27 protein-coding genes and 1 riboswitch are annotated in these 25,992 nt (G+C 70.2%); of the genes, 17 read left to right on the top strand and 10 right to left on the bottom strand.

Features of this window, described 5'->3' with window-relative positions; translation table 11 throughout:
• The 3 genes from ACFYOS_RS34530 to ACFYOS_RS34520 form a co-directional block, all read left to right on the top strand.
• Positions 1-348 (top strand): transposase (locus ACFYOS_RS34530; RefSeq protein ID WP_387150922.1); only part of this gene is annotated, 348 nt, incomplete at its 5' end.
• A 350-nt stretch (positions 349-698) separates the two neighbouring features.
• Positions 699-1,010, top strand: coding sequence for a hypothetical protein (locus ACFYOS_RS34525; protein WP_387150919.1), 312 nt, complete (start codon positions 699-701; stop codon positions 1,008-1,010).
• A gap of 383 nt (positions 1,011-1,393) precedes the next feature.
• Positions 1,394-1,675 (top strand): hypothetical protein, encoded by a 282-nt coding sequence (locus ACFYOS_RS34520; protein ID WP_387150917.1) that lies wholly within the window; start codon positions 1,394-1,396, stop codon positions 1,673-1,675.
• A 64-nt stretch (positions 1,676-1,739) separates the two neighbouring features.
• Here ACFYOS_RS34520 and ACFYOS_RS34515 read toward each other — a convergent pair whose 3' ends face one another.
• Together ACFYOS_RS34515 and ACFYOS_RS34510 are read right to left on the bottom strand one after the other, a co-directional pair.
• On the bottom strand, positions 1,740-3,062 hold the full coding sequence (locus ACFYOS_RS34515; RefSeq protein ID WP_387150914.1) for an AAA domain-containing protein: 1,323 nt from the start codon (positions 3,060-3,062) through the stop codon (positions 1,740-1,742).
• A 154-nt stretch (positions 3,063-3,216) separates the two neighbouring features.
• On the bottom strand, positions 3,217-5,904 hold the full coding sequence (locus ACFYOS_RS34510) for a LuxR C-terminal-related transcriptional regulator (protein WP_387150911.1): 2,688 nt from the start codon (positions 5,902-5,904) through the stop codon (positions 3,217-3,219).
• 98 nt (positions 5,905-6,002) lie between these two features.
• Here ACFYOS_RS34510 and ACFYOS_RS34505 point away from each other — a divergent pair, with 98 nt between their 5' ends.
• Together ACFYOS_RS34505 and ACFYOS_RS34500 are read left to right on the top strand one after the other, a co-directional pair.
• Positions 6,003-6,413 carry a hypothetical protein gene (locus ACFYOS_RS34505; RefSeq protein ID WP_387150908.1) on the top strand — a complete coding sequence of 137 codons (411 nt, stop codon included), beginning with the start codon at positions 6,003-6,005 and terminating at the stop codon, positions 6,411-6,413.
• A gap of 149 nt (positions 6,414-6,562) precedes the next feature.
• A complete protein-coding gene (locus ACFYOS_RS34500; RefSeq protein ID WP_387150905.1) occupies positions 6,563-7,090 on the top strand; it encodes a chloramphenicol phosphotransferase CPT family protein in 528 nt (175 codons plus the stop codon).
• Positions 7,091-7,214: 124 nt separating this feature from the next.
• On the opposite strand, the gene ACFYOS_RS34495 is transcribed toward ACFYOS_RS34500, so the two are convergent.
• Positions 7,215-7,727, bottom strand: a complete 513-nt coding sequence (locus ACFYOS_RS34495; protein WP_387150902.1) for a hypothetical protein — start codon at positions 7,725-7,727, stop codon at positions 7,215-7,217.
• Between the two features lie 210 nt (positions 7,728-7,937).
• Between ACFYOS_RS34495 and ACFYOS_RS34490 the strand changes: the two genes are divergently transcribed.
• Entirely contained in the window at positions 7,938-8,267 is a 330-nt protein-coding gene (locus ACFYOS_RS34490) for a DUF4190 domain-containing protein (RefSeq protein ID WP_387150899.1), read from the top strand.
• Here the strand turns inward: ACFYOS_RS34490 and ACFYOS_RS34485 are convergent.
• The 3 genes from ACFYOS_RS34485 to ACFYOS_RS34475 all read right to left on the bottom strand — a co-directional run bounded on the left by ACFYOS_RS34485 (position 8,251) and on the right by ACFYOS_RS34475 (position 10,962).
• Entirely contained in the window at positions 8,251-9,738 is a 1,488-nt protein-coding gene (locus ACFYOS_RS34485) for a DNA-3-methyladenine glycosylase 2 family protein (protein WP_387150897.1), read from the bottom strand. The genes ACFYOS_RS34490 and ACFYOS_RS34485 overlap by 17 nt on opposite strands.
• 8 nt (positions 9,739-9,746) lie before the next feature.
• Positions 9,747-10,010, bottom strand: a complete 264-nt coding sequence (locus ACFYOS_RS34480) for a hypothetical protein (protein WP_387150895.1) — start codon at positions 10,008-10,010, stop codon at positions 9,747-9,749.
• A 475-nt stretch (positions 10,011-10,485) separates the two neighbouring features.
• Positions 10,486-10,962 (bottom strand): MarR family winged helix-turn-helix transcriptional regulator, encoded by a 477-nt coding sequence (locus ACFYOS_RS34475; protein ID WP_387150893.1) that lies wholly within the window; start codon positions 10,960-10,962, stop codon positions 10,486-10,488.
• A 99-nt stretch (positions 10,963-11,061) separates the two neighbouring features.
• On the opposite strand from ACFYOS_RS34475, the gene ACFYOS_RS34470 reads away from it, so the two are divergent.
• The 4 genes from ACFYOS_RS34470 (at position 11,062) to ACFYOS_RS34455 (ending at position 14,255) form a co-directional block, all read left to right on the top strand.
• A complete protein-coding gene (locus tag ACFYOS_RS34470; RefSeq protein ID WP_387150890.1) occupies positions 11,062-11,622 on the top strand; it encodes an NADPH-dependent FMN reductase in 561 nt (186 codons plus the stop codon).
• A gap of 58 nt (positions 11,623-11,680) precedes the next feature.
• Positions 11,681-12,451 (top strand): SDR family NAD(P)-dependent oxidoreductase, encoded by a 771-nt coding sequence (locus tag ACFYOS_RS34465; protein WP_387150886.1) that lies wholly within the window; start codon positions 11,681-11,683, stop codon positions 12,449-12,451.
• An 86-nt stretch (positions 12,452-12,537) separates the two neighbouring features.
• A complete protein-coding gene (locus tag ACFYOS_RS34460; RefSeq protein ID WP_387150883.1) occupies positions 12,538-13,644 on the top strand; it encodes an LLM class flavin-dependent oxidoreductase in 1,107 nt (368 codons plus the stop codon).
• Positions 13,641-14,255: an FMN reductase gene (locus tag ACFYOS_RS34455; RefSeq protein ID WP_387150880.1), complete on the top strand. Its 615-nt coding sequence runs from the start codon at positions 13,641-13,643 to the stop codon at positions 14,253-14,255. Before ACFYOS_RS34460 ends, ACFYOS_RS34455 begins: the two co-directional genes overlap by 4 nt.
• Positions 14,256-14,295: 40 nt before the next feature.
• Here ACFYOS_RS34455 and ACFYOS_RS34450 read toward each other — a convergent pair whose 3' ends face one another.
• From ACFYOS_RS34450 to ACFYOS_RS34440, 3 genes are all read right to left on the bottom strand, one after another.
• Positions 14,296-15,681 carry a permease prefix domain 1-containing protein gene (locus ACFYOS_RS34450; RefSeq protein WP_387150877.1) on the bottom strand — a complete coding sequence of 462 codons (1,386 nt, stop codon included), beginning with the start codon at positions 15,679-15,681 and terminating at the stop codon, positions 14,296-14,298.
• Positions 15,678-16,052: a PadR family transcriptional regulator gene (locus ACFYOS_RS34445; protein ID WP_387150874.1), complete on the bottom strand. Its 375-nt coding sequence runs from the start codon at positions 16,050-16,052 to the stop codon at positions 15,678-15,680. The genes ACFYOS_RS34450 and ACFYOS_RS34445 overlap by 4 nt, the downstream gene beginning before the upstream one ends.
• A 119-nt stretch (positions 16,053-16,171) precedes the next feature.
• Positions 16,172-17,026: a helix-turn-helix transcriptional regulator gene (locus ACFYOS_RS34440; protein WP_387150871.1), complete on the bottom strand. Its 855-nt coding sequence runs from the start codon at positions 17,024-17,026 to the stop codon at positions 16,172-16,174.
• Positions 17,027-17,125: 99 nt separating this feature from the next.
• On the opposite strand from ACFYOS_RS34440, the gene ACFYOS_RS34435 reads away from it, so the two are divergent.
• The 7 genes from ACFYOS_RS34435 (at position 17,126) to ACFYOS_RS34405 (ending at position 25,018) form a co-directional block, all read left to right on the top strand.
• On the top strand, positions 17,126-17,890 hold the full coding sequence (locus tag ACFYOS_RS34435; protein WP_387150868.1) for an SDR family oxidoreductase: 765 nt from the start codon (positions 17,126-17,128) through the stop codon (positions 17,888-17,890).
• 69 nt (positions 17,891-17,959) lie between these two features.
• Entirely contained in the window at positions 17,960-19,102 is a 1,143-nt protein-coding gene (locus ACFYOS_RS34430) for an endonuclease/exonuclease/phosphatase family protein (RefSeq protein ID WP_387150866.1), read from the top strand.
• A 118-nt stretch (positions 19,103-19,220) separates the two neighbouring features.
• A complete protein-coding gene (locus ACFYOS_RS34425) occupies positions 19,221-19,625 on the top strand; it encodes an antibiotic biosynthesis monooxygenase family protein (protein ID WP_387150863.1) in 405 nt (134 codons plus the stop codon).
• Positions 19,626-19,800: 175 nt separating this feature from the next.
• Positions 19,801-19,951: riboswitch (cyclic di-AMP (ydaO/yuaA leader) on the top strand.
• A 101-nt stretch (positions 19,952-20,052) separates the two neighbouring features.
• A complete protein-coding gene (locus ACFYOS_RS34420; protein ID WP_387150860.1) occupies positions 20,053-21,090 on the top strand; it encodes an NlpC/P60 family protein in 1,038 nt (345 codons plus the stop codon).
• A 166-nt stretch (positions 21,091-21,256) separates the two neighbouring features.
• On the top strand, positions 21,257-22,636 hold the full coding sequence (locus ACFYOS_RS34415; protein WP_387150857.1) for a serine hydrolase domain-containing protein: 1,380 nt from the start codon (positions 21,257-21,259) through the stop codon (positions 22,634-22,636).
• Between the two features lie 54 nt (positions 22,637-22,690).
• Positions 22,691-23,455, top strand: coding sequence for a MerR family transcriptional regulator (locus tag ACFYOS_RS34410; RefSeq protein ID WP_387150855.1), 765 nt, complete (start codon positions 22,691-22,693; stop codon positions 23,453-23,455).
• 261 nt (positions 23,456-23,716) lie between these two features.
• Positions 23,717-25,018 (top strand): radical SAM protein, encoded by a 1,302-nt coding sequence (locus ACFYOS_RS34405; RefSeq protein ID WP_387150852.1) that lies wholly within the window; start codon positions 23,717-23,719, stop codon positions 25,016-25,018.
• Here ACFYOS_RS34405 and ACFYOS_RS34400 read toward each other — a convergent pair.
• The coding region (locus ACFYOS_RS34400) for a zinc ribbon domain-containing protein (protein WP_387150849.1) at positions 25,015-25,992 on the bottom strand (978 nt) is incomplete at its 5' end. The genes ACFYOS_RS34405 and ACFYOS_RS34400 overlap by 4 nt on opposite strands.

Genomic DNA, 25,992 nt, shown 5'->3' with positions numbered 1-25,992 from the left:
GACCCCACCCGCTACACCGACGCCAAAGCCCGCCGCAACTACGCCGGCACCAGCCCCATCACCCGCCAATCAGGCAAGAAGAAGATCGTCCTGGCCCGCTACGTGCACAACGACCGGCTCCTCGACGCCCTCGGCCGGCAAGCCTTCGCCGCCCTCATCGCATCCCCCGGCGCCCGCGCCTACTACGACCGCCAACGCGCCCGCGGCGTCGGCCACCACGCCGCGCTGCGCCAACTCGGTAACCGCCTCGTCGGCATCCTCCACGGCTGCCTCAAAACCGGCACCCGCTACGACGAGATCACCGCCTGGCGACACCACGAAGAGCACCACCAAGACGCCGCAGCTTGACTCCAAAGCTCATGGGATGTCTGTCAATTGTTGCTGTCACCGGGGCTGCGGTTGCTGTCCGTTCAGCAACCAGCTCGACCGCGACGCCAGCATTTTCAGTAGGCTGCGGCCGTGGCCGGGCAAGCAGAAGCACATGGCGACTACGTCCGAGTGCTTCACCTGTTGCCACGTCTGCCTCGCGATCCGCAAAGACCGCTTCCTGGCGGGGCCAGCGATAGAGAGTTGGCCGATCTCGCCACCCGGCTTGGCACCGACCTCCCCGAGGAACTGGCCGCCTGGCTGCGGACATGCAAGGGCGCCGCAATCGGGGTGGACTGTTTGGACCCCGCCGGCATGCCGACTTCCTCGACATGGCCTCTCGCTTCGCCGAATACCCGGGATGGCGGCAGCTCGGCTGGCTCCCGGTCGCCGGCGACGGCTTAGGGAACTTCTACATGCTGCCGACCCAGGGGCCGCTTGCCGGGTACGTCGCGTTCGTCGAAGCCGCCGTCGACCCGGATGAGATCAGCTATGTGGCGGCGTCCAACCTGTGGAGCTTCCTGCGCTTTCTGTTCGAGAAGGAGCTCGGCGCGAAGGGCTGGCCGTTCGACTCGAAAGTCGTCCTGGCGGCCGACCCGCACCTCACCCAAGTCCCCGCCGACCTACTGCCATGGGTCCACTGACCCGTAACCGGAAGGAGCCGACCGAGCAGTTGGGGCTGACGATCGGTGCATTACGAGATCAAGTTGCCCAGCTCGGTCTACCTGCCCGAACCCCGCCCGGCCTGCGGAAATCCCTCTCGGCATCTCTCAGTGTCGGTGGTCGCGGTCCGGCCTCTTGAGGACTAGATGAGGACTGATGCAGTGCGGTGCCGCCATCTGATCCGTAGATTCCCAAGACCGCTTCTGGGCGGTCCGTCCCCGTCCGCATCGCCCTGGTCGGCACACGCTCAGCAACTCGATCGGTTCAGTCTCGTCCGACTCCGTCCGGCTCAGTGGCTCCCATCTGTGGCTCCCATGTGCCGGCTCGGTCGGGCACTACCCCCGTCGCCAGTACGCTCGCGGCCATGAGCGGCGGAGGGCAGCCAGACCTAGACGAGATCGAAGAATGTCTTGCTGCTGTTGCGGAAGGTCGTATCAGTCGAGATGACGCTGACCGGTGGGCTGCGCGTTGGGTCACCGAGCACGAGCTCCATTGGGATGACCTGCGCTGGTGGGCACTGAACAGGCTGTTCGGCATCGACCTACCTGCAGAGCCGGGCAATGGCTACCTTCACGACGACGAGCAGGTAAGCGAGTGGCTTCAGGAGCTGCGGCGACGGCGCGCGACGCAGTCGCTGATGACCTGACCCCTGCCTTGCAAAGATCAAGACTGATGTCGGCGGGCGCCTACTACTGCCGTCTGCCTGCTCGTCAGGCAAGTTGGTGTGCGGCGAGGTGGGCGAGCATCGTCTGGTTCGCTTCCCAGCCGTCCGGGAACTTGACCGGCACGTCCAGGTGCACCCGCTCGGTCGACGGGTGCGCGTCGAGCAGCTCCGGGATCCCCGCCCGCGCCACCACGATGCACGCGTGCCGGTGCCGCGACGTCAGCACGCAGAGCCGCCCCGTCTCCAGGTGGAACGCGGTCGCGTCGCGTCGCCCGGACAGCGGATGCAGCACGATCGTCACGTCGTACTCGCGGCCCTGCAGGCGGTTGGCGGTGTCGACGGTGATGCCGGCACCGGCCGCGCCGAGTCGCGCGCGGATGGCCGCCGCCTGGTCGCGGTGCGCGGCCCCGATCGCGATCCGGTCGGCCGTCACTGGCGTACCCCCGGCGGCCTGTTCGGAGACGGCGACCGCGCCGCGCCGCAGCACCCGCAGCGCGAGGTCCGCGCAGGCCGCGGTGGCCTCCCCATCGGTACGCAGGGTGTGCCGCTCCGGCAGCTCGTACAGCGCCCAGCCTGAGGCTGCCGCGAGCTCCACGGTCGCGTCCAGCTGGTCGCCCGGGCCGGGCTCGGTGAACGTCAGCGCCCGGTCGGCCAGCCCGGTGCCGGCGCGGAACCCGGTGAACGGGTAGAACGCCGCCGCGACCACGGGTGCGGCGATGGCGGGCAGCCGCCAGGACACCGGCAGCCGGTGCACGGGCAGGTCCGGGTTGTGCCGCAGCAGGGTGGCCACCGCCGACTGCATCGGGTCCCAGGTGAGGCCCGTCCAGCGGGCGGTCTCGACGGTGGAGAACGGGTCGAGCTGGCCGGGATCCCCCACGAACAGCGCCCGCTCGAACCGTCCGGCCACGCGCAGCAGGGCGTCCGAGCGCATCTGGTACGCCTCGTCGACGATCGCCCACGGCCAGGTGCCCTCGGCGACGGTGGCCCACTTGGCGGCCGTACCGATGATGACGGCCGGACCGCCGAGGTCGGCGACCTTGGCGGCGATCCGGACCGTGTCGCGGTCCTTGACCCGGTCGGACGGCTGGTAGTCGGTGGCGGAGAGCCGGCCGATGCGCAGCGCGGGGGCCCTGCGGACCAGGCGGTCGATGAGGTCGTCCACCTGCTCGTTGGTCTGCGCGATGATGATCAGTGGCTCGCCGGTGGCGGCCAGCTCGGTGGCGGCGCGGACCACGAGGGTGGACTTGCCGGCACCGGGCGGGGAGTCGACGACCACGCCGCGGTGGTCGCCACAGCGCAGGTCGGCGAGTACGGCGGTGATGACCCGTTCCGCCTCGACAGCCGGCGGGACCGCCAACCCGGCGAGCATGGACCACCTCCGACACGGCCCGCCGTCCGGGGTGGGCGGCGGTCCCGTCACCATACGAGGAGGGCGCGGACCGCCGCCGCACCGCCACCGACCCGCACCCGCCAAGCACCGCCAGGTCGCGTAGCGGCGCCCCGGCGCGCGATCGCCATGGTCGTCAGCCGGTTACCGACGACGACCGGGCGATGGCTGCCAGTTGGGCTCGGGAGGTGACCCCCAGCTTGGGAAACGCCTTGTAGAGGTGGTAGCCGACGGTCCGTGGGCTGAGAAAGAGCTGCGCGGCGATGTCGCGATTCGAGGCGCCACCGGCCGCGAGCCGGACGACCTGGCGTTCCTGGGGGGTGAGCACGCTGAGCGGGTCGCCGGCCTGGCGCGGCGCCGCCGGCACGTCCCCGGTCGCCCGCAGCTCCGCGCGGGCACGTTCGGCCCACAGCTCCGCGCCGAGCCGATCGAAGATCTCCAGTGCGCCGCTCAACTGTGCGCGGGCGTCCGCCCGCCGCCGCGCCCGCCGCAGCCACTCGCCGTAGGCGAGCCGCGTCCTGGCCAGCTCGTACGGCTGGGCGTCGTCCTCATGAAGGTGTACGGCCTGCGCGAAGTGCGCTTCGTCCTCCTCCACCAGAGCGCGGCAGCGCGCGGCGATCGCGTCCGACGACGGTTGACGGATGTGCCGCGCCCAGGCCAGGTAGCGGGCAAGCGGCTCCCGCGCCCCCGCCGGCCGGCCGCTGCGGACCGCCGCCTCGACCTGGTCCGGGGCGGAGAGGATTGCGATGCTGGTCGCCGGGATGGCCTGCAGCTGCCGGAGGGCGGCGTCCGGCCGGCCCAGACCGAGTTCCAGCAGGCCGAGCGCCCAGCGCCCGATTGCCGCGGCAAGGACCATCCCCTGCCGGTCGGCGCTCGCCACGCCTTCCTCGGCCTTCGCGCGGCAGCCCTGCACCTCCCCCAGGTGGGCGAGTACCCAGGCCAGGGAGCACGTGAGGTGGGTGATCCGGTGCTCGTGACCCAGGTCCGTCGCCAGCCGCAACCCGGCGTTCAGGGTTGCCGTGGCCTCGCCGTACCGGCAGAGCCACCCCTGCGCGAAGCCGTGATCCTGGAGCGCGTTGGCGAGCCAGCCGATCATCCCGCTCCGCTGGCAGTCCGCCACAACACCGCCGGTGATCTCCTCGCCGAGGGCGGCCCGGCCGAGCACGAGACACAGCGTGGCGGTGAAGGTCAGTCCAGGTACGCCCAGCCCCGCGCGCTCGTGCCCGTCCACCGCCTCGGCCATGAGGGTGATCCCACCGCCGATGTCACCACCCATCAGGCGGGTCAGCCCGAGCGCCCCGACCGCCAGCGGCGAATCGCTCTCGGGGAGCGTACGGAGTCGGGCGGCGGCCTCCTCCGCCAGCCGCGGGTCCCCGGCGAACCAGGCGCAGCGGATGGCCTCCACCAGCAGCCAGGTGGCCCGCTCGGAGGACCGGGCCGCCACGCGCGGGACGCCGTCCATGATGATCCGGCCCGCCGCGAGCGGTGCGCCCAACTCGAATTCGCGATGGGCGCGTACCTGGAGGAGCGCGGCGACCAGGTCCGCGTCGTCCACCTCGGGCGTGGCGCTGTCTGCGAGCGCCGAGGCCCGAACCATCAGTCCGGCGTCACTGGCCGCCAGCGCAGCGGCGGCCAGTCGTCCGGATCGTCGTACCGGATCCGCGGTGAGCTCGGCGGCCCGCTCGTAGGCGGCCGCGATCGCGGCGTGGCCACCGCGGGTGCGGGCCCGTTCCGCCGCTTCCTCCAACTCCCGGGCGATGTCCTCGTCCGGACCGAGCGCGGCGGCGGCCAGGTGCCACGCCCGCCGGTCGGCCGCGTCGGTGGCCGGCGAGCGGGTGAGGGCGTCGGCAAGGGCGCGGTGTACGGCAAGGCGCCGGGTGGCTGGCGCGCTCTGGTAGGCGGCGGCCCGGATCAGGGGGTGGCGGAAGCCGACAGCGCTCCCCTTGATCTCGATCAGCCGGTTTCGCTCGGCCGCTCCCAGCCCGTCGAGGGAGGCACCGGCGCCCACCAGCGTCTCCAGCTCACCAGAGCCGTCCGCCGCCGAGATCAGCAGCGCGGTTCGCGCGGGCTCGGGAAGGGCGGCTATCTGTGCCTGGAACGCGTCCTGGACCCGATCGGCGACGGGCATGGCACCCACCGGTGACAGTCGTCCCGCCCGCTGCTCGGCGCTGAGGGCGGCGGGCAGTTCGATGAGCGCCAGCGGGTTGCCGTCCGATTCCTCGATCAGCCGCTCCCGCACCTGCGGCGGAAGGTCGGCGGGGAGCAGGGCGGCGGCAGCCGCACCGTCCAGCCCGGCCAGCCGGAGCTCGGGCAGCCCGACGGCATGGAAACCCGCGCGGGCCGCGAAGATCATGACGACGCCTTCGGCCTCGAGGCGGCGGGCGGCGAACACCAGCGCGTCGATGGACGCCTGGTCGAACCAGTGTGCGTCGTCGATGAGGCAGAGCAGCGCGCCGTCCCCGGCAAGCTCGGCGAGCAGGCTCAACGTGGCCAGCCCGACCAGGAACCGGCTCTCCGGGGCGACGTCGCCCAACCCCAGGGCGCCGTTGAGCGCGCGGGCCTGCGCGTCGGGCAGCGTGTGGATCCGGTCGAGACCGGTGCGCAGGAGCAGGTGCAGCGCGGCGAACGGCAACGTGGCCTCGGACTCGACCCCGACGCCACGCAACACCCGCATGCCCGCTGCCCGCCCGGCCGCGTGCTCGAGGAGCGCCGACTTGCCGATCCCCGCCGGGCCTCGGATGACCAGGGTTCCGCTCCGGCCGGTCCCGGCCTCCGCCAGGAGCCGCTCGATCTCCCCCTGCTCCCCAGCTCGTCCGTGCAGCACGGTCAGCAAGCTACCGTCACGATGACTGATTCGGCTTCACGCGGACCTCCGTAGCTTCGTGATCACACGCACAGCAGCACTACGAAGGGACCGCCGAGATGGCCGCCGTCGCCAGCACCGTCCACCCCGCCGCCGACGCCAAACTGCTCCGCTTCGCCTTGAAGCAGGACGCGATGGGCTCGGGCGCCAACGGAGTCGTCTATGTCGTCGTCGCGGCGATCTTCGGGGAGATGTTCGGTCTCCCTGCCGCCTTCCTCTACCCGATCGGTGTCTTCCTGGTCGCCTGGGCCGCGGCCCTGTTCTTCCTCGCCGCGCGGCCGACGGTGAGCAGGGCTGCGGTGGGGGTGGTGATGGCTGTCAACATCGCCTGGGTGGTCGCGAGCGTCGAACTGCTCATCGCCGGTTGGTTCCCGTTGACCGGCCTCGGCACCGCACTGGTGATCGCCCAGGCGGTCGTGGTCGCCGGCTTCACCGGCCTCCAGTTCGCCGGTCTTCGCAAGACCGGGTGAAACCCGCCGCGATCGGCCGCTCGCCACGCCCCGGGCGGCGGCCGGCGGGATTCCTGGCGGGTTGTGGTCGAGCGCCGGCCACCACCCGCCAGGATCATTGGACCGTCACCGGCTGAGGAGCGAACGCGATGAACGACAGATGTCCCCAGGTGCTCGTGCTCAACGGCGGGTCCAGCTCGGGCAAGAGCACGTTGGCGCGCAGCCTGCAGGATGTGCTCGACGGGTACTGGCTGCGGCTCGGGGTGGACACGCTCATCGACGCCGCCCCTCGCAAGCTCTTGGGCGCCGGCGGCCTGGACCTGGCCGAGGACGGCAGCGTCGGTGTGGGGGCGGACTTCGTCGAGGTGGAGCGTCAGTGGATGGCGGGTGTTGCCGCGATGGCGGCAGCCGGCGCCCACATCCTGGTGGAGGACAACTTCGTGAGCGGTCCCGTCGCGCAGCAGCGCTGGCAGGAGGCACTGCGCGGCATCACCGTCGGCTGGGTGGGGGTTCGTTGCGCGCCGGACATCGTGACCGTCCGGGAGGCTGGGCGGGGAGACCGGATCGCGGGAATGGCGGCGAGCCAGGCGGAGCTCGTGCACCGAGGCATCATTTACGACCTGGTGGTCGACACCGGCCGCACCGACCCCGATGAGCTGGCCCGCGTCGTTCGCGCCTACTTCTGTGATGCTGGATAGCTGCGTGACCCCGACGTCGGCAGCGCCAGGCCGCGTCACGTCCGACACGTCGGCCACGCCGAATTGATAAGCGGAACGCCGGCAACTGCCGCGGTCCGCGGCCAGCCGATGAGCGGACGGTCGGCTACCGGCTGGTCTCAGGCACATCAGGGAGGCCGACCTGGACTCGCCAGGGCTGCGGTTCGAATGGGCCCGAGGCGAGGACGTCCATCAACATCGCCGTGCCGGCAGCGAACGCCTCGACCAGTTCGTGGCTGTTTATCGCGTGCCATTGCGCCTGGCGCACCTGGTGCATGTTGTGGTCGTGCGGGCACCAGCACGCCACCTCCACCGCCGCGTTCACGGTGAGCTTTGGTGGTGCCAGCCAGGCGATGTCGAGCGTGAGTTCGAGCCAATCGTCGCGGGTGTTGTACAGCGGAATCGTCGTGTCGACGAGCAGCAGGTAAGCGAGTCTGTTCGAGGTCTGCGGGGGCTCCGTCCGGTCTGGATACCAATGCCATACCGTGCGGTCGGCAGCCGACGAGTGGCTGTCGAGTTCGTTCGCCAACCTTCGCAGCTCGCCTTCAGCGCTCAGGTAGTCACGCGGTAGTACCTCGCGCAGCGGAACGTGCGCCATCGATGGAGCCGGTCCGACCATGCTCCGATGATCCACCAGAACGCCCGCTCATACCGCAGACAATGCTCGTCGATACTCGATAGCTGGGTAGCCGCTGTCCGCGCGCCCACCGTTGTGGCTGTCCTGGGGTTGTCAGCGCCACGGCGTGAAAGTGAGAGTGTCTCCTGGGGCCCGCTTGCGGGCTCCTTCACACTGTGGAGGTAGGTAGCCGCCACCCCTCCGGAGGGCAACATGACTGACCAGCCACCGCCTCAGCAGCCCCCACCGGCGCCTGGCCCGCCGCCGGGCTACCCGCCGTATCCGCCCTATGCGTACTCTCCGCCGGTCAACATGTACGCGATCCTCTCGCTGGTCTTTGGCGCGATGGTGTTCCCACCGTTGGGCATCTATTTCGGCAACAAGGCCAAGAAACAGATCGCACAGACAGGCGAACGCGGGGTTGAGCTTGCCACCGCCGGGCTCGTGGTCGGCTGGATCTTCACCGCCATCTACGGACTGTTCATCCTCGTCTGGTGCGGTTTTGCGGGCACGATGATCGTCGGCTCTACCGTCGGAAACTAACGGTCAGGCCCGACGGCTTTCGTGGGTGGCCTGCTCGCTCAGAGCGACGGTAGGAGGGCGCCGACCGGGCTCGCCACAGCAGGTGGCCGCCGTAGCCGCGCCACGGCCGCCATCGGTCGGCGCGCCGGGTGAGGCCGGCCGGGTCGGCGGGTAGCCCGCGCGCTCCGGCCTGTGAGCGCAGTTCGCGGTCGGCAGCGGGGAAGGCGTCCGGGTCGCCGATCGCGTGCAGCATGAGGTCCTCGACCTGCGCGGGACCGAGACCGGGCACGGCGAGCAGGGCGCGGCGGATCGCGACCTGGTCGGCGCCGTCGTCCAGGCGCAGTTCGCCGGTGGCCAGCCGCTGCGCCAACTCTCGCACCGTCCTCGCTCGGGCCGCGACGAGAGTGAGGTCAGCAGCGGCGATGGCTGCGGGCGCCGGAAACGTGTGGGTCAGCCCGCCGTCGGGGCTGGGCAGCGGATCGGCGAGCGCCGCAGCCAGGGCCTGCGCGTGCCTGCCGAGGACGGTACGCAGCGCTGTCTCCGCACCGTCGACCGTGCCGGGCAACCGCAGCCCTGGCACCGCTCTTGCCAGCGGCGCAAGGGCCGGATCGGTGGCCAGCACGGACAGGTAGCTACCGGGGTCGGCGTCCAGGTCGAGCAGGCGCCGGCAGCGGGCTACAGCGGCGCCCAGGTCGGCCACGGAGGCAAGCCGGAACGTCGCGTGCACATGGTCGGGTGCTGGGCGCAGCGTCACGGTGCCGGGTCCGCCGGGGAGCCGGAGGACCCGACGATACGCGCCGTCGGCGTACTCCTCGATGCCGGGCAACGCGCGGGCCGCCAGCCATCCGACCACCCCGTGCGGGTCGTAGGGCGGGCGGACGGCCAGCCGCAGCGTCAGGCCGCCGCCCGGGTGCGGATCGCCGCGTCGACGCATCGCCGCGCGCAGTTGCGAGGGCGTGGCGTCGAAGATCGCGCGGAGCGTGTCGTTGAACTGCCGGATGCTGGCGAAGCCGGCGGCGAAGGCAATGTCACCGAATGGCATCCCGGTTGTCTCGACGAGTAGCCGCGCCTGGTACGCCCGCTGGGAACGGGCCAGGGCGAGCGGCGGGGCGCCGACCACGTCCACCAGTAGGCGGTGCAGGTGTCGGAAGCTGACCGCGAGCTGTCGGGCCAGCCCAGGTACCCCTTCGCGGTCCACCACGCCATCCGCGATCAGCCGCATCGCCCGGCCGACGACATCGGCCCGGGTGTTCCACTCCGGTGATCCGGGCACCGCGTCGGGGCGGCAGCGTTTGCAGGCGCGCAGCCCGGCAAGCTGAGCGGCGGCGGCGCTCCGGTAGAAGGTGACGTTGACCGGCTTGGGGCAGACCGGCGAGGGGCAGCTTGGCCGGCAGTAGATCCCGGTGGTGCGTACCCCGACGATGAACCAGCCGTCGAAGCGCGGATCACGGCTGCGGGTGGCCTGGTAGCAGGCCTCGAAGTCGAGATCCATCTCCGCGATCATGCCGGACCGCCGGTGCCAGCCGAGTCCGGTTCGAGGGTCCTGCCGTCGGCGACCGAAGGTTGCGCGCCGGCGGCGGTCAAGTCCCGGGCGAAGGCGAGGGCGGGCACCGCCATCAGCGCGCAGATCGCCAGCACCGTGACGGCGGCGCCGTCGCGCAGCGTCAGCGCGGCCAACCCGGCACCCAGTGGCGGGGTGGCCTGCATCAGGGTCCGCAGCAACGCGAACAACCGCCCATGCGCACCGGATGGGGCGACGGTCATCCGCAGCGTCTGCGCCCCCGGCGACCAGGTACAGCTGCACAGCGGTCAACCCGCCCAGCGCGGCGGCCAGCGGGATCGTGCCGAACGCCGCAGCCCGCACCAGGCTGTCCCCGACGAGCAGCCACCGGCGGTCGTACCGGTCCAGGGCCCAGCCGGCCACCAGCCCACCGACGGCCACCGGCGCCGTGTACAGCACGGCAAGGGTCGCCACGCTGCCGTCCGCCAACCCCAACGCGTACGCCACCAACGCAACCCAGCTCGCCGCGTCTCCGGCCGCTGACAGGGTCGCACCGATCCACACCCGGCGGAACGCGGTGTTGCGCAGCGGAGACTCGCTCTTGTCGATCACGAGTCCATGCTTCAGGCGAGCCGCGGGCCGATGCTGGCGGGAATCGGCCAACTCGGTCCAGCGGGCCCGACCTTCACACCCGTGTCAACTGGACGTTTGACACTTGAGCCGCGCCCACAGCTTCGCTCAGGTGGCGATGTTGTTCAGGGCCGCGGCGAGCTGCTTGAGGTCCAGGCCCGCCAGGTGGTCGACGAAGTGCCGGCGCACGGCGGCCAGGTGGGTGGGCCAGGCCTCGCTCAGGCGGGCGAAACCGGCGTCGGTGAGGACGGCGTTCCAGCCGCGGGCGTCCTGTTCGCACCTGACCCGCTGGACGAACCCCTGGCCTTCCAGCTTCTGCACGACGCGGCTCATGCCACTGAGCGACATCTCGCAGGCGGTGGCGAGTTCACTCATGCGCAGGTGGCGGTCGGAGGCCTCGGACAGGTGCATCAGGACCAGGTACTCGATCAGGGGGAGCCGCTGCTCGCGGACCAAGTCGGCGTCGATGGCGCGGGGCAGGGCGTACATGACACGGGTGAGGGACCGGACGACGGCCTCTTCGTTCGGGTTGAGCGGTTTCACCCCCTTTGGGGTGGGTGTCGGCTGCGGTGTGACGGAGTACATGACCCCAGTTTACTTGCTTGAGGAAGGAACCTGCCGCATATAGTTGCTGCGCGAAGCAATGGCACCCGCCCGGGTGCCCCAACCAAGGAGAACGCGCAGATGACCGGGATCGGAATCATCATCGGCAGCACCCGGCCGGGACGTAACGGAGCCGCCGTCGGGCAGTGGGTGTACGAGGTCGCCAGGCAGCGCACGGATGCCGAGTTCGAACTCGTCGACCTCCTGGACTACAAGCTGCCTCACCTGGACGAGATGTATCCGCCGTCGATGGGCCAGTACCAGCAGCCGCACACGCTGGAGTGGGCCAACAAGATCGCTTCGTTCGACGGGTTCGTGATGGTGACACCGGAATACAACCACTCGACGTCCGGCGCCCTGAAGAACGCGATCGACTACCTCTACAACGAGTGGAACAACAAGGCCGTCGGATTCGTCAGCTACGGCTCGGTGGGCGGGGCCCGTGCCGTGGAGCACCTGCGGCTGATCGCCGGTGAGCTGCAGATGGCCGACGTGCGGTCCCAGGTGGCGCTCTCGCTCTTCACCGACTTCGAGAACTTCAGCGTCTTCAAGCCCAACGAGTTCCAGCGGGACGCGCTCGGCACGACCCTCGACCAGGTCGTGGCCTGGAGCCAGGCCCTCGCGCCGCTGCGCGGCAAGTGATCACGCACTGATCCGGCCGCAATGAGCCGGATCAGCCCACAGTGAAAGGGACAGGACAATGCGCGGACTCAACGACAAAGTTGCCCTCGTCGCCGGTGCGGCGCCGGGCAACATCGGGGGCGCGACCGCCGTCCGCCTCGCCGAGGAGGGCATGCTGGTCGTCGCGGCGGATCTGAACGAGGCCGCCGCCCAGGCCGTGGCCGACCAGATCAACGCCTCCGGCGGAACGGCCGTGGCGCGGGGCTTCGACATCAGCGACGAACAGTCCTACCGAGGGCTCGTCGAGTTCACCGCCGAGCGGTTCGGCGCCCTGCACGGCCTGTTCAACGTGGCCGCGGATCTCTCGCCGCGGACCCTCGGGCGGGACAGTGACGTCATCTCGGTGCCGGTCGACGTCTGGCAGCACACGATCGACGTCACCCTCACCGGCTACATGTACGGCATCCGGCACGCTCTGCCGATCATGATCAAGCAGGGTTCCGGTTCCATCGTCAACACCATGTCGAGCGCGGTGTGGATGGGCGAAAGCGAGCGCGTCGCCTACCAGGCCGCCAAGAGCGGGCTGATCGGGCTCACCCGGCACACCGCGACGCTCGGCGGCAAGCACGGCGTGCGTACGAACCTCGTGTCGCCCGGCGTGATCCTCACCGGGGCCGCGCTCCAGGCCACCACACCGGAGTTCCGGGAGCAGATCCTGGCGACCGTACGCTCGCCGCGGCTGGGCAAGCCGGAGGACCTCGCCGCCATGGTGGCATTCCTCTTCTCCGACGACGGCGCCTACATCAACGGCCAGTCGCTGCTGGTCGACGGCGGCGCCAACTTCACCTGATCCGCCACGGGCGCGGGTGCGGTTCAAGCATGCGTGCCGGCGTACCCGACACGAGCAATGGCAAGCATGAGGCAGGCGAATCAGAGATGCAGTTCGGGATCTTCGGCGTAGGGGACGTGGCCCGCGACCCGGTGTCCGGGCGGACACCGTCAGAACACGACCGGATCAAGGCGGTGGTGGAGTACGCGCAGCTCGCCGAGGAGGTGGGCCTGGACGTCTTCGCGATCGGCGAGCACCACAACCCGCCGTTCATGCCGTCCTCCCCCACCACGCTGCTCGGATATGTCGCGGCGCGGACGAACCGGCTCCTGCTGTCCACGTCGACGACGCTGATCACCACCAACGACCCGGTGAAAATCGCCGAGGACTACGCGATGCTGCAACACCTCGCGGACGGCCGGGTCGACCTGATGATGGGCCGGGGCAACACCGGGCCGGTCTACCCCTGGTTCGGTCAGGACATCCGCAACGGGATCCCGCTGGCGGTGGAGAACTACGCACTGCTGCGCCGGCTGTGGCGCGAGGACGTGGTCGACTGGGAGGGCAAGTTCCGTACCCCGTTGCAGTCGTTCACCTCGACCCCGCGCCCGCTGGACGACGTCCCGCCATTCGTCTGGCACGCCTCGATCCGCAGCCCGGAGATCGCCGAACAGGCCGCGTACTACGGCGACGGCTTCTTCCACAACAACATCTTCTGGCCAAAGGAACACGTCCAGCGGATGATCGGGCTCTACCGGCGCCGCTTCGAACACTACGGGCACGGCCCGGCCGACCAGGCAATCGTCGGCCTGGCAGCGCACTTGTTCATGCGGAAGAACTCGCAGGACGCGATCCGCGAGTTCCGGCCCTACTTCGACAACTCACAGGCGTACGGGCACGGTCCGTCGCTCGAGGAGACGATGGCGCAGACCGCGGTGCTGGTCGGGAGCCCGCAAGAGGTGATCGACCGGGTGCTGACGTACCGCGAATATGCCGGCGGCGACTACCAGCGCCAGCTGTTCAACGTGGACGGCATCGGCGTACCCCACCGGGCCGTGTTGCAGCAGATCGAAATGCTGGGCGAGATCGTGCCGGTGCTGCGCAAGGAGTTCGCCGTCGGTCGCCCCGCCCACGTTCCGGACGCCCCGACCCACGCCACCCGAAAAGCGGCGGCGCGGGTCCAGGCTACCGGCGCGGAGGAGGCCGCGCGATGAACCGCACCCTCGCGGTCGTCTCCGCCGGGCTGCGGCTGCCATCGTCGACCCGGATGCTGGCCGACCGGCTCGCCGACGCGACCCGGCGCGAGTTGGAGCAGCTCGGCGCGCAGGTCGACGTCCGCATCATCGAGGTACGCGACCACGCGCACGACCTGGTCAACCACCTGCTGGCCGGCTACCCGTCGCCAGAGCTCGGGCCGGTGCTCGACACCGTCGCACGGGCGGACGGCCTGATCGCGGTGACGCCGACGTTCACCGCCTCGTACAGCAGTCTGTTCAAGCTGTTCTTCGACAGCCTCGACGACACGGCGCTGGTGGACAAGCCGGTGCTGATCGCCGCCACCGGCGGCACCGGACGGCACTCGCTGATCCTGGAACACGCGCTGCGACCGATGTTCACCTACCTGCACGCGGCGGTCGTGCCCACCGGGGTGTTCGCCGCCCCGGAGGACTGGGGCGGCGGCGACGCCGCCGAAGGGTCGCTGGTGAGCCGGATCGCGCGAGCGGCCCGAGAACTCGCCGCTGAGGTGGATCGGCGGGACGGGCCGACCCTCGACGACCCGTACGACAATCCGGCGCCGTTCGAGCGGCTGCTGCGCGGCGAGTGATCCAGGGACGGGTTGAGCCCAGGCGCCGGCCGGATCCGGCTCAGGCGAAGTCGAACACGAGTGGGAAGGCGAGGACGACTGCCCAGGCCCAGACCGCGTACACGGTCAGGTAACGGGTCTGCCAGCGTTCCAGGCTGGCGAAGGGCATGCGGCCACGGATGAAGCCGAGGAACAGCCATGCCGACCACGCCAGGTTGGTGAGCAGGATGAGGTTCTCGCCCAGTGCCGCGGTCTTGTTGGGGCTGAAGCCCCATTCGGTGATGCGGCCGGTGATCGCCACCAGCACCAGGACGTCGATGATCAGAGCGCTGACGACGAGCGCGAGTTGCAAGCGGTCGAACAGGCCGGGCCGGGCGGTGAGGTCACGGGCGGAGATGGCGTACAACAGCAGGCCCAGCACGATGACGAGCAGCAGGTCGAAGAGGATGAGCACGTCGCGCTCGACGTCGATGCCGTTGTTGGTCCAGATGACGGCGACCAGGAAGGCCAACAGCGTGGCCGCGAACAGCGGGGTGAAGACGCGGGTCAGCACCGGTGCCATGTTCTCGATGACGCTCTGCTTGGCCTCCACCAGCCATGCCGACACGATGACCGCAGCCATGGCACCGCAGGGCAGCAGCCACGATCCGATGAATTCCCCCGCGTCCAGACCGATGGCTTTGAAGGTGCCTGCCGTGAAGACCGTGAGCACGCCGCCGCCCAGCCCGAGGAGGGCGAAGTAGATCAGCCACTCCCCGGTGAACCGGATGAAGTCCATCCGCCGCCGGTCGGAACGCCAGTCACCGCCCACGTAGGCGACGCCGACCACCAGCCACAACGCGATCGGCAGGTGGATCGCCGCGAGCACGATGCTCTGCGAGTCATCGGCCAGCGGATACACGTTCGCGGCGACAGCGCCGAGCACGAAGAGCGACGCGAGCACCGCGATGACGCGCAGACCGACCCGGCGTTGCCAGGCGAAGTACGCGGCCAGCGCCGGCAGCGCGAAGAGGCTGATGTTGCGCGCGTAGAAGCCGGCATCGTCCTCCCCTGACAGGTCAAGCCCGAACCAGCCCGGCACCTTGATCGCGAGTGCCGCGACGGCCGCACACAGCACCATGACCGGCAGTTCGCGACGGGAACGGGCGGCGGTGGGCGCGTCCGGCTCCGCGGGCAGCACGAGCTGCTTCCACAGCCGCTCGGAATGCTCGCGAGCGAACTCCCGCGACAGCTCGTCGAGGCTGCCCATGCGTTTGACAGCGATGAGGAACGCCTCGTCGTCTCGCAGGCCGCCCTCGGTCAGCTCGCTGATCCGGCTGCGGAGATGGTCTTCCAGCTCCTCGGCGTCAGTGTGGTGCAGCTCCCGGCGGCGGTGCATGTAGGCCCGCCACTCGGCGATCTGGCCCTCAAGATCGTGGTCGCGGTCGCGGTCGCGGTCGACGGTCATCGTCCCGCCTCCCATGCCGGTGCCGCGATCGGCCTGATGGACTGGGTCGTGCTCCAGATGCCCCGCAGGGCGTCGACGACCGTGGCCCACTGGCGGCGCTGCTCGGCAAGCTCGACCCGGCCCTGGTCGGTGATGCGGTAGTACTTGCGGCGACGCCCGCCGGGCGGGGTATCCCAGGCCGACTCGACGTGGCCGAGCCGCTCCAAGCGGTGCAGCAGCGGGTAGAGCAGGCCGTCGGTCCACTCCAACTGCCCACCCGACAGGTCGTTGACCTGCTTGAGGATGGCGTAGCCGTAGCTCTCCCCGTCGGCGAGGATCCCCAGCACGAGCGGCGTCGCCGAGGCTGCGACCAGGTCCTTGGTGATGTGCATCTGACCACCTAACCCTAGAACTACAATGCATGGTAGTTCTAGGTATGGCGGCGGCGCAATCCCGATGGCCAAGACGGTCAGTGGCGGGCTGCGGGCCTCGCGAGTCGCGAAGGCGGGAGTTAGCGGGGCCCGGTGTCGGCGGGGAAGCGCTCGTGCCCCAGCACGGCGAGCAGCTGCAACTTCTCGTACCCCTCGCTGCGCGGCGGCGCGGTGAGCACCAGCAGGGCCTGGGACTGGTCCTCGGTGAACAGCGCCTGGCAGTCCAGCTCGATCGGGCCGAGCTCGGGATGGATCAGCGTCTTGTGGTCCGCGAAGCGCTGGGCGACCTCGTGCCGCTCCCACAGCTCGGCGAACTCCGGGCTCGCCTTCTGCAGCGCCCGCACCAGCTCACCGGCCCGCGACTGCGGTCCCATCGACCCGTACGCGGCGCGCAGGCTGGCGACCTGCGCGCGGCTCTGCCGGTCGCGGTCGTCCTCGGGGTAGGGCGCCCGCTCCGCGGGCTCGGTGAACCACCGGTAGATCTCGCTGCGGGCGAGGCCCGTGTAGGTCGACTTGTCGCCGAACAGGGCTTCGGCCATCCGGTTCTGCACGAGCGTCTCGCCGAGGTTGGACAGGATCAGCGCCGGGGTGTCGTCGAGCCGGTCCAGCACGCGCAGCAACGCCGGGGCGACGTGCGTCGCCGTGGACACGGATGCCGGGGCGTTCTGCCCCGCCACCCGGAACAGGTAGTCGCGCTCCTGGCCCGTCAGCCGCAGCGCCCGGGCGAGCGACGCGAGCATCTGCGCGCTCGGCTGCGGGCCGCGCTGCTGTTCGAGCCGGGTGTAGTAGTCGGTCGACATCGCGGCGAGGGCGGCGACCTCCTCACGCCGCAGGCCCGGTGCGCGCCGGCGGGCGCCCGCGGCCAGCCCGACGTCCCCGGGCTGCAGCGCCTCGCGGCGGCGGCGGAGGAAGTCGGCCAAGGCTGGACGGTCCATGAGCCCAGTATCCGGCTGCGGTGGGGGCCAACCAGGGATTGCGGATCCCCCGATAACCGGTCTCTTAATCCGCCCCGGAGGACCGGCCAGGCTCAGAGCATGAACATCTCCGGAAACACCATCTTCATCCCCGGCGCCACGAGCGGGATCGGCCTCGCCCTCGCGCTCGAGCTGCGGGCCAAGGGGAACACGGTCGTCGTCGGCGGTCGACGTACCGACCTGCTCGACAAGATCGCCGCGGAGCACCCCGGCATCGACACGGTGCAAATCGACACGGCGGATCCCACGAGCATCGATTCGGCCGCCAAGGAGGTGCTGGCGAAGCACCCGGACGTCAACGTCCTGGTCACGATGGCCGGCATCATGCGTATCGAGGACTGGCACCAGCCCGCGTCGTTCCTCGCCTCGGCCGAGTCGATCATGACGACCAACGTGCTCGGCCCGATCCGCCTGATCGCCGCGTTCATCGAGCACCTGCAGGCACAGCCGGACGCCACGATCATGACCGTCTCCTCGGGTCTCGCGTTCGCGCCGCTCAAGGTCACCCCGAGCTACAACGCCTCGAAGGCCGCGATCCACATGCTCAGCGAGTCGATCCGGCTGCAGCTCGCCGACACGACCGTGAAGATCGTGGAGCTGGAACCGCCGGCCGTCCGTACCTCGCTGCTGCCCGGGCAGGAGACCAGCGAGTTCGCGATGCCGCTCGACGAGTTCGTGGCGGAGGTGGTCGCGCTGATCGAGTCGCAGCCCGACGCGAAGGAGATCCAGGTCGAGCGGGTGAAGTTCCTCCGCTACGGCGAGGCGCGCGGCGACTACGACCAGGTCGTCGCGACGCTCAATGCGTCCGACCCGCACGGCAATTAGCCTCTGACGCCTGGTCCGTCTCCCGAGCCCACGGCCGTCTGGTTCCACCTCGGCGCGGCGCAGGTCGGCGTGGTGGTCCGACCGACCCGCGACGACCGGTTCGACCAGTGGGCGGCGTACCGGCACCCAGACGGCGTGGTCACCTTCGTCGCGCAGGGCGCCAAACTCGACGACGACCGCTCAGGATGGCGCGCCGGGGCGACCGTGGCCATCGCAGCGCTACCGGCTGGTCATGCTGGCTTCAACGAGAGGGCATCGATGGCTTCGCGGACGGCATTTAGCGTGTATTGCGCCGCCTACCGGGGTAAACCATGCGCCGCTCTCGTACCGGAGGAAACGCCATTGAGACTGACCATGCACCGCCGCGTCCTGCTCGGCGCCGCGCTCGCCGCTGCGCTGGCGCCGCTGCCGCTGGCCGCGCCGGCGGGCGCGGCTGAGCCCGCGGGATCGGCCGCGCCGCCCGTGGCGCTGCGTGTGGCCACCTACAACATCCACGCCGGGGCCGGCGAGGACAACGTCTTCGACCTGGCCCGGACCGCCGAGGCGATCCGGGCGCTGAACGCCGACGTGGTCGGCCTTCAGGAGGTCGACGTCCACTGGGGAACCCGCAGCAACTTCGTGGACGAGGCCCAGGAGCTGGCCGAGCGGCTGGGCATGCAGGCGTTCTTCGCGCCGATCTACGACCTGGATCCGCTGACCGCCGGTGCGTCCCGCCGGCAGTACGGGGTCGCGGTCCTCAGCCGTTACCCGATCCTCGAGGCCGAGAACCACGACATCACCCGGCTCTCGACCCAGGTGCCCAACCCGGTACCCGCCCCGGCGCCGGGCTTCGCCGAGGTGACGATCAACGTGCGGGGCGCGCACATGCACGTGTACTCCACGCACCTCGACTACCGGGCGGACCCGACCGTGCGGCGCATGCAGGTCGCGGACACGCTGGACATCCTGGCCGCCGATTCCGGGCCGAAGGTGCTGGTCGGTGACCTCAACGCGGAGCCGCGGGCGCCCGAGCTGGCCGCCCTGTGGCAGGACCTGCGTGACACTGCCTCGACTGGCGGCAAGACGTTCCCGGCGATCAATCCGGTGAAGCGGATCGACGTCATCAGCATCTCGCCGGACATCAGCGTGCTGGGCACGGACACCATCGCGACCTCGGCCTCGGATCACCGGCCGGTGGTCACCGATCTTCTACTGCACCAGCGCGGCAACTGAGCCGGGCCGCCCGGGCGGCGGCCGACCCGCCAAGTGGGGTGCTCCGGTCGTGGGACCGAAGCACGCCCCGGCCGGGATCCCAACGGACGTGGTGCCGGATGTGCAAGTACCATGAGCCGTGGCCACTCCTTACTGGACTCGACCTGAACCGCCGTACCATGTCGCCATCTTCACGATCACGCCGAGTGGAATAGATCCCGAAGGCTACGCCGAGATGAACAAGCGGATGGTGAAGCTGGCCGAGGCTCAGCCTGGCTACCTTGGCCGGGAGTCAGCGGTCCTGCCGAACGGCAGTGATCTGGTTGTCATTTATTATGCTGACGCCGAATCGATCCGCACCTGGAAGCGGAACTCCGAGCATGTAGTTGCACAGCGGCTCGGCCGGCAGAAGTGGCTCGCGCGTTACCGCGTTGAGGTGGCGCGTGTTGAGCGAGCCTACGAGTTCGCTGCAGGCCCCAGTGCGAATGCAGCGCCGGATGCCGAGGGACAGACCTGCGGGTCAGCCTCGCCTGGTCAAGATTAGCGGCGATTAAGAATTCGATTAGCGGAGCCTTATCGTACGCATAATTCCGGCACCCAATGTGGCCGCCTGACAGCGTAGAGAATTGGCGTCACCCGCTCGTTGATTTCCTTGGGCTTCCCTCACTAATGTTGGTCAGCGTCCGTTCCGGATGTCGGTCTCCACCTGGAGTGCCCCGGGACGGCCACCGCCGAGTCGCTGGACGTCACTGGCGTCGCCAGGCGAGCTGGGGAACCACCGCAGGTTTCGGGGTGAATCCGCATCAGCGGTAGGGCGCCTTCCCCGCCCGAACCCGTCAGCTAACCCGGTAGGCGGTCGAGGTCGATACACCGTGAGGTGCGTCGGCCTCGAGTGGAAGGAGCCGAACCCTTTGCCACCCGTGCGCACTGGGCCCGCCGGATCGCGCCTGTTCACCAGAATCCTCGCCGTCGTGGCGGCGGCCATGGTGGCGGTCGGGCCCGCGGCCCCCGCCCATGCGGCGCCGTCGGCCGCCGATGTGCAGAAGCAGATCGATGCAGCGTGGCAAAAGCTCGAGCCAGTCATCGAGCAGTACAACAAGGTCCGGACGGACCTGGCCGCGAACCAGCGGAGATCGGCCGAACTGAGCCAGAGGATCGAACCGCTCGGCAAGTCGGTGGAGGTCAGCAGGGACCGGGTCCAGGAGATTCTGGCGGGGTACTACAAGCGGGAAAGGTCGCTTTCCACATTCAACGCCCTGCTGTCCCGCGGCTCGCCGCCGACGGCAGTGGGGGATCAACTCGCGCTCGTGAATCAGGTGGCAGATTCGGAGCAGCGACAGATCACCCGACTGTCGGCCCAGCAGGCGAGCTACGACGCCGACAAGGAGAAGGTCGACGCGCTGATCGCGATACAGCAGCGCCAGCAGGCCCAGTTGGCGGCTCGCAAGAAGGCCATCGATGCCGAGATCAAGCGGCTGGACGCGCTACACCGACAGATCGCCGCCACGGAGAAGGCCGCGGCGGCCAAGGCGGCCGCGGACGCCGCGGCGGCCAGAGCCGCAGCCGCCGCGCAGTCGGCCGCCACCGCGAGCAGCACCTCGCCCATCACGTCGACCAGTTCGCTGTTCATCGGTGGGAAGTGTCCCGCGGTCCCCATCACGGGCAGCGGCGGCGTCGCGGCGAAGACCGCGTGCAAGCAGATCGGGAAGCCATACGTGTGGGCGGCCAACGGTCCAGGCTCGTTCGACTGCTCCGGCCTGACCCAGTACGCGTGGGCTGCCGCCGGGGTGCAGCTGGACCATTACACAGGTTCACAATGGACTGCGGGTGTGGCGGTGAGCAGAGCAAACCTTCGCACGGGTGACCTTGTGTTCTTCTACTCCGATCACCATCACATGGGTATGTACGTCGGCAACGGACTGATCGTCCACGCGCCGCATACCGGGGACGTGGTCCGGATGGCCCAGTTGGCGAACATGCCTTACAGCGGTGCCCGCCGCCCCGGCTGACCGTCCGGTCCGCAGCCTCGGCGATCCCGGCTCAGGCTGCCACGATGCCTCCCCCGGCCAGGCTTGACCTTGACCCAGGGTCAAGGTTCGAGCATCGGAGGCGTCACCGGGTCGGCGGCCTCGCCACGGTCGCCCGGCCCATCGCAGTCAGCCGGGAGGCCATCCGATGTCGCACCACGAGCTCACCGCCTTCGTCTCCGCCACCGCCGAGCGCCACCGGATCCCCGGGGTCGTGGTCGGGGTGTGGGTGGACGGTCAGGAGTACCACGCCGGCCACGGGGTCACCAACGTCGAACACCCGCTGCCGGTCGACGGGCACACGCTGTTCCAGCTGGGCTCGGTGACCAAGACCTACACCGCGACGGCGCTGCTGCGCCTGGTCGCCGACGGCCGGGTCGACCTGGACGCGCCGGTGCGCCGGTACGTGCCCGAGCTCGTCCTCGCCGACGAGCGTGCCGCCGCCGAGGTGACTGTGCTGAATCTGCTCAACCACACCGCCGGGCTCGGTTGGGGGGTCATCGTCGACACCGGCGAGGGGGACGACGCGCTCGCCGGGTACGTGGCCCGGATGCACGAGCTGGAACAAGCCGCACCCCTGGGTACCCGGGCCTCCTACAGCCAGGCCGGCTACAACCTCGCCGGCCGGGTCCTGGAGAAGGTCACCGGCCTGACCTACGAACGGGCGGTGGAGTCGCTGGTGCTGACGCCCGTGGGCCTGGCGGAGAGCTTCTTCAGCCCGAACGACGTGATGACCCGCCGGTTCGCGGTGGGGCACAACCTCGACGAGAACGGCCGGCTGACGGTCGCCCGGCCATGGAAGGGCACCCGCGGCAACAACCCGGGAGGCGGTCTCGTGTCGTCCGTGGCCGACCAGCTGCGGTGGGCTCGGTTTCATCTCGGCGACGGGGGCGGCGAGGCGGGCGCCGGGGTGCTGCCGGCCGAGCTGCTGCGCCGGATGCAGAAGCCGACGGTGGCGCTGCGGGCCAGCACCCTCGGGGACGCGCTGGGTGTCGGCTGGTTCCTGCGCGACATCGACGGCGTGCGCGCCGTCGGCCACGGCGGTTCGGCCAACGGCCAGTTCGCCGAGCTGCTCCTGGTGCCGGAACGCAACTTCGCCGTGATCGCGCTGGCCAACGCCGGGCCGAACGGCATTCCGTTCAACCAGGAGGTGGTCCGGTGGGCGCTGGCGACGTACCTCGACGTGCACGACCGGGACCCCGAGCCCCTGCCGTACGACGAGTCGCGGGCCCGGGAGGTCGTGGGCAGCTACGAGATCGACGCCATGACCCTGACCATCGCCGACGACGGGCCGGGGCTGCGGCTGGAGGTGCGGATCAGGCCGGAGATCCGGGCGGCCTCCGACCGGGAGCTGCCCCCGGACCACGCGCCCTTCACGTTCGGCTTCCTGCCCGGGGCCGGCGACGAGTACGTCATCACCGGCGGCGCCTTCGACGGCCAGCGGGGCTACTTCACCCGGGACGCGCGGGGCGAGGTGGTCGGCGTCGACCTCGCCGGTCGCCTGTTCACGCGGAGCCTCGCCGGCTGAGGCGGGCGCGGCCGTTGACATGATGGTGGCCTGACGGAGGGACGACCGAACAGCATGATCACCATCGGTCAGCTGGCCGCGTACGCGGGCGTGACGATCAAGGCGGTGCGCCACTACCACGCGCGCGGGCTGCTGCCGGAACCGGAACGGGACGCGTCGGGATACCGCCGCTACACCCCGGAGCACGCCGTGCAGCTCGTGCAGATCCGCACCCTCGCGGAGGCCGGTGTGCCGCTGGCCCGGGTCCGGGAGCTGCTGGCCGCCGACCCGGCGGCGTTCGCCGCGGCCGTCACGGAGATCGACCGTGCGTTGCGGGAGCGGATCCAGGACCTGCGCCGGGCCCGGGAGCGGGTGGCGGGGCTGCGGACGGGTGAGCGGCTGTTCGTCTCGGCGGAGGTGGCCGACTATCTGGAGCGCCTGCGCGGGCTCGGGATCAGCGAGCGGTTCATCCGGACCGAGCGAGACCTGTGGATCCTGTTGCAGTCGGCGTTCCCCGCGCAGGCGGCGGCGTGGATCGCCGACAAGCACCAGGCGATCGAGGACCCGGAGTTCCAGGCGGTCTACCTGGCGTACGACGCCGCGTTCGACTGGCCCCCGGATGACCCGCGGCTACCCGCCCTGGCCGCGCGCGTCGCCCGGTGGGCGGCCGGGCGGGCGCCGTCACCCGCGCCGGATCCCCGCGCCGCCCGGTTGGCCGCGACCCATCCGGGGGCGTCGTCGCCGGCCTGGGACCGCATCGGCGCGCTGATCCGGCAGCGAGCCCAGGCCGACCTCTCCCCTGCCGTACCGGCGGCGTCCCCGCCCACCCGCGGCGGCTGACCAGTCGCCCACCCGACCACTGAGTGCGGGGATGGCGTGCTCATGGTGTCCCCGACTCCCTTGGTCGCAGCCGCCCTCACCGGTTCGACGAGGCATCGCCACTGAAGTGCGGTTGGCGCGTCGCCTCACATTCCGAGGGGTGGTGTCCTGCCGGCCCGCGCGGGCTGACTAGGTTGGAGGCGGCAGGGAGACGCTCCCGACCCACCTCCAGGCCTCGCGCACCACCTCGGGGCCCTCGTGCACAACCGCCAGGGAGGGCGCATGCAGTCGCGCACCGATCTCATCGAGGACCTGATGGGGCGCTTCCCCCACGTGCCGAAAGAGGCGGTCATCAAGGAGGACCTGCTGCGTGGCGGCCTGGCCTTCGACGACTCGGCGTTGACGGACAACGAGAGCGGGGCGGTCAAGCCCAAGTCGTACTTCATCTTCTCCTTCGACCACCGGACCTTGCCGGACTTGGGTACTGCCGCGCTGCGCAGGCCTCCGGAGGAGATCGTGCTCACCGGCGGCCCGTACGGGCTGCGCCGCACGGTCGTCTCGGTCCGCACCAATCCCGACTCGCCGTACCGGGTCAAGGACGACGGCGACGGCCGCCTGCGGTTGTTCCTGGACGGCCGGCCGATCGCCGACGTCGGGCTGCCCCCGATGCCGGACTACTACCGGCACAGGCTGGCCAACGGAAAGTCGGTGATGGAGGTCGCACCGACGATCCAGTGGGGCTACCTCATCTATCTGACCGTGTTCCGGGTCTGCCAGTACTTCGGGGCCAAGGAGGAATGCCAGTACTGCGACATCAACCACAACTGGCGTCAGCACAAGCAGGCCGGCCGCCCGTACACCGGGGTCAAGCCCGTCGACGAGGTGCTGGAGGCGCTGGAGATCATTGACCGGCACGACACCGCCGGCGCGTCGCAGGCGTACACCCTGACCGGCGGCAGCATCACGTCCAAGGTCGACGGGCTGGCCGAGGCCGACTTCTATGGCCGGTACGCCCAGGCGATCGAGGAGCGGTTCCCGGGCCGGTGGATCGGCAAGGTGGTCGCCCAGGCGTTGCCCCGGGCCGACGTGCAGCGGTTCCACGACTACGGCATCCGGATCTACCACCCCAACTACGAGGTGTGGGACAAGCGGCTGTTCGAGCTTTACTGCCCCGGCAAGGAGCGGTACGTGGGTCGGGAGGAGTGGCACCGGCGAATCCTCGACTCCGCCGAGGTCTTCGGGCCGCGTAACGTCATCCCGAACTTCGTCGCTGGCGTCGAGATGGCCGCCCCGTACGGCTTCACCAGCGTGGACGAGGCGATCGACTCCACCGCCGAGGGCCTGCGGTACTTCATGTCCCGGGGCATCACCCCGCGGTTCACCACCTGGTGCCCTGAGCCGACCACTCCGCTGGGCAGAACCAACCCCCAGGGTGCGCCGCTCGAATACCACATCCGGCTGCTGGAGGTCTACGCCGCGACGATGAAGGCCAACGGCCTGTCCAGCCCGCCCGGGTACGGCCCGGCCGGCCCCGGCCGAGCGGTCTTCTCGGTCAGCTCATTCATGGACAGCGTCTCTGACTAGCTTAGGGATCCTGAGTCGGATGGGGTTTCCGGGATCGTTTCCCACCGTGGCGGGGATGCGTGGGCGTGGAAGTGGAATCCCGCGCCCAGGGCGGCCCCTCGTGGCCGGTGGCCGGTGGTGGGTGTGCTGATCGTGGTCACGTCCTGGTGCCGGTGGGCTGCGCGGGGCAGCCTCGTCCGGTCCGTTGGTGCGTGTCCCTCCGGACGCTTGCCCGCTCGGCTGTGGGGCCGGGTGGGGGAGGGTGCCCTGCGTCGCCGGGGCGCGGGGCGTGAGGTGTGGCGCCGGGTAGGGCCGGTGTGCGACCGATCCTGACGGCTGGCCTTGGTCGTGGGGGTGATGACGGCTGTGGCTTCGAGCGTGTCGACGACCGAGCGGATCATCATGGCCCCGCTGGTGCGGTCGGTGACGGTGTTGGCCTGGTGGGTGAGGCCGCGGGCGGCGATGCGGCGCCAGGCGCCGTGGTCACGGTCGCCCTGCCAACGGCAGGACTGGTTGGGGCAGATGGCCCACTTCCAACCGGCCACGGTCGGCTTGTCAGGGGCTTTGCAATGCCGTAGCGGGGTTAGGCACTGCGGGCAGTGCTTTGAGGTGTTGCGGGCGGGGACGGTGACGACGGCGATACCGTGCTCGGCGGCGAGGTGCCGCATGTGGTCGGTGATCTTTCCGCGGACCTGCTGGGACAGGCGCGTGTTCAGGGTGGCGCTCATGCCCCGTGCTTCCATCGACCGCAGGTCTTCGAGATAGATGACGGTCGCCCTGGCGGCGATGGCCTGGTCGACGGACCACCTTGCGGCGGCCCACTCGAGCGCGGTGTTCAAGTTCGCGCGGCGCTGGGAGACGTGGCGGATCTCGTCGCGCAGCCTCCCGTGCTTTGCCTGCAGGTGCTCGTCGGTACGGCCGCCGATCAGCCGCACGTACTGGTCGGCCTTGGCGTGCAGCCGCTCACTGTGACGGCGCAGGCGGTGCTGCTTGGC

The organism is Micromonospora sp. NPDC005806 (assembly GCF_042871425.1).
Classification (GTDB): domain Bacteria; phylum Actinomycetota; class Actinomycetes; order Mycobacteriales; family Micromonosporaceae; genus Micromonospora.
Note: the sequence above shows the minus strand (reverse complement) of the source record. Positions and strands in the feature narration are given on the sequence as shown.

Excerpts from the sequence above, each read along its gene's own strand:
- ACFYOS_RS34450 (WP_387150877.1), bottom strand. The coding sequence starts at position 15,681 with ATGACCGTCGACCGCGACCGCGACCGCGACCACGATCTTGAGGGCCAG.
- ACFYOS_RS34445 (WP_387150874.1), bottom strand. The coding sequence starts at position 16,052 with ATGCACATCACCAAGGACCTGGTCGCAGCCTCGGCGACGCCGCTCGTG.
- ACFYOS_RS34485 (WP_387150897.1), bottom strand. The coding sequence starts at position 9,738 with ATGGATCTCGACTTCGAGGCCTGCTACCAGGCCACCCGCAGCCGTGAT.
- ACFYOS_RS34435 (WP_387150868.1), top strand. The coding sequence starts at position 17,126 with ATGAACATCTCCGGAAACACCATCTTCATCCCCGGCGCCACGAGCGGG.
- ACFYOS_RS34495 (WP_387150902.1), bottom strand. The coding sequence starts at position 7,727 with ATGGTCGGACCGGCTCCATCGATGGCGCACGTTCCGCTGCGCGAGGTA.
- ACFYOS_RS34455 (WP_387150880.1), top strand. The coding sequence starts at position 13,641 with ATGAACCGCACCCTCGCGGTCGTCTCCGCCGGGCTGCGGCTGCCATCG.
- ACFYOS_RS34480 (WP_387150895.1), bottom strand. The coding sequence starts at position 10,010 with ATGACCGTCGCCCCATCCGGTGCGCATGGGCGGTTGTTCGCGTTGCTG.
- ACFYOS_RS34505 (WP_387150908.1), top strand. The coding sequence starts at position 6,003 with ATGGCCGCCGTCGCCAGCACCGTCCACCCCGCCGCCGACGCCAAACTG.
- ACFYOS_RS34525 (WP_387150919.1), top strand. The coding sequence starts at position 699 with ATGGCCTCTCGCTTCGCCGAATACCCGGGATGGCGGCAGCTCGGCTGG.
- ACFYOS_RS34410 (WP_387150855.1), top strand. The coding sequence starts at position 22,691 with ATGATCACCATCGGTCAGCTGGCCGCGTACGCGGGCGTGACGATCAAG.
- ACFYOS_RS34405 (WP_387150852.1), top strand. The coding sequence starts at position 23,717 with ATGCAGTCGCGCACCGATCTCATCGAGGACCTGATGGGGCGCTTCCCC.
- ACFYOS_RS34465 (WP_387150886.1), top strand. The coding sequence starts at position 11,681 with ATGCGCGGACTCAACGACAAAGTTGCCCTCGTCGCCGGTGCGGCGCCG.
- ACFYOS_RS34475 (WP_387150893.1), bottom strand. The coding sequence starts at position 10,962 with ATGTACTCCGTCACACCGCAGCCGACACCCACCCCAAAGGGGGTGAAA.
- ACFYOS_RS34460 (WP_387150883.1), top strand. The coding sequence starts at position 12,538 with ATGCAGTTCGGGATCTTCGGCGTAGGGGACGTGGCCCGCGACCCGGTG.
- ACFYOS_RS34490 (WP_387150899.1), top strand. The coding sequence starts at position 7,938 with ATGACTGACCAGCCACCGCCTCAGCAGCCCCCACCGGCGCCTGGCCCG.
- ACFYOS_RS34440 (WP_387150871.1), bottom strand. The coding sequence starts at position 17,026 with ATGGACCGTCCAGCCTTGGCCGACTTCCTCCGCCGCCGCCGCGAGGCG.
- ACFYOS_RS34515 (WP_387150914.1), bottom strand. The coding sequence starts at position 3,062 with ATGCTCGCCGGGTTGGCGGTCCCGCCGGCTGTCGAGGCGGAACGGGTC.
- ACFYOS_RS34470 (WP_387150890.1), top strand. The coding sequence starts at position 11,062 with ATGACCGGGATCGGAATCATCATCGGCAGCACCCGGCCGGGACGTAAC.
- ACFYOS_RS34520 (WP_387150917.1), top strand. The coding sequence starts at position 1,394 with ATGAGCGGCGGAGGGCAGCCAGACCTAGACGAGATCGAAGAATGTCTT.
- ACFYOS_RS34415 (WP_387150857.1), top strand. The coding sequence starts at position 21,257 with ATGTCGCACCACGAGCTCACCGCCTTCGTCTCCGCCACCGCCGAGCGC.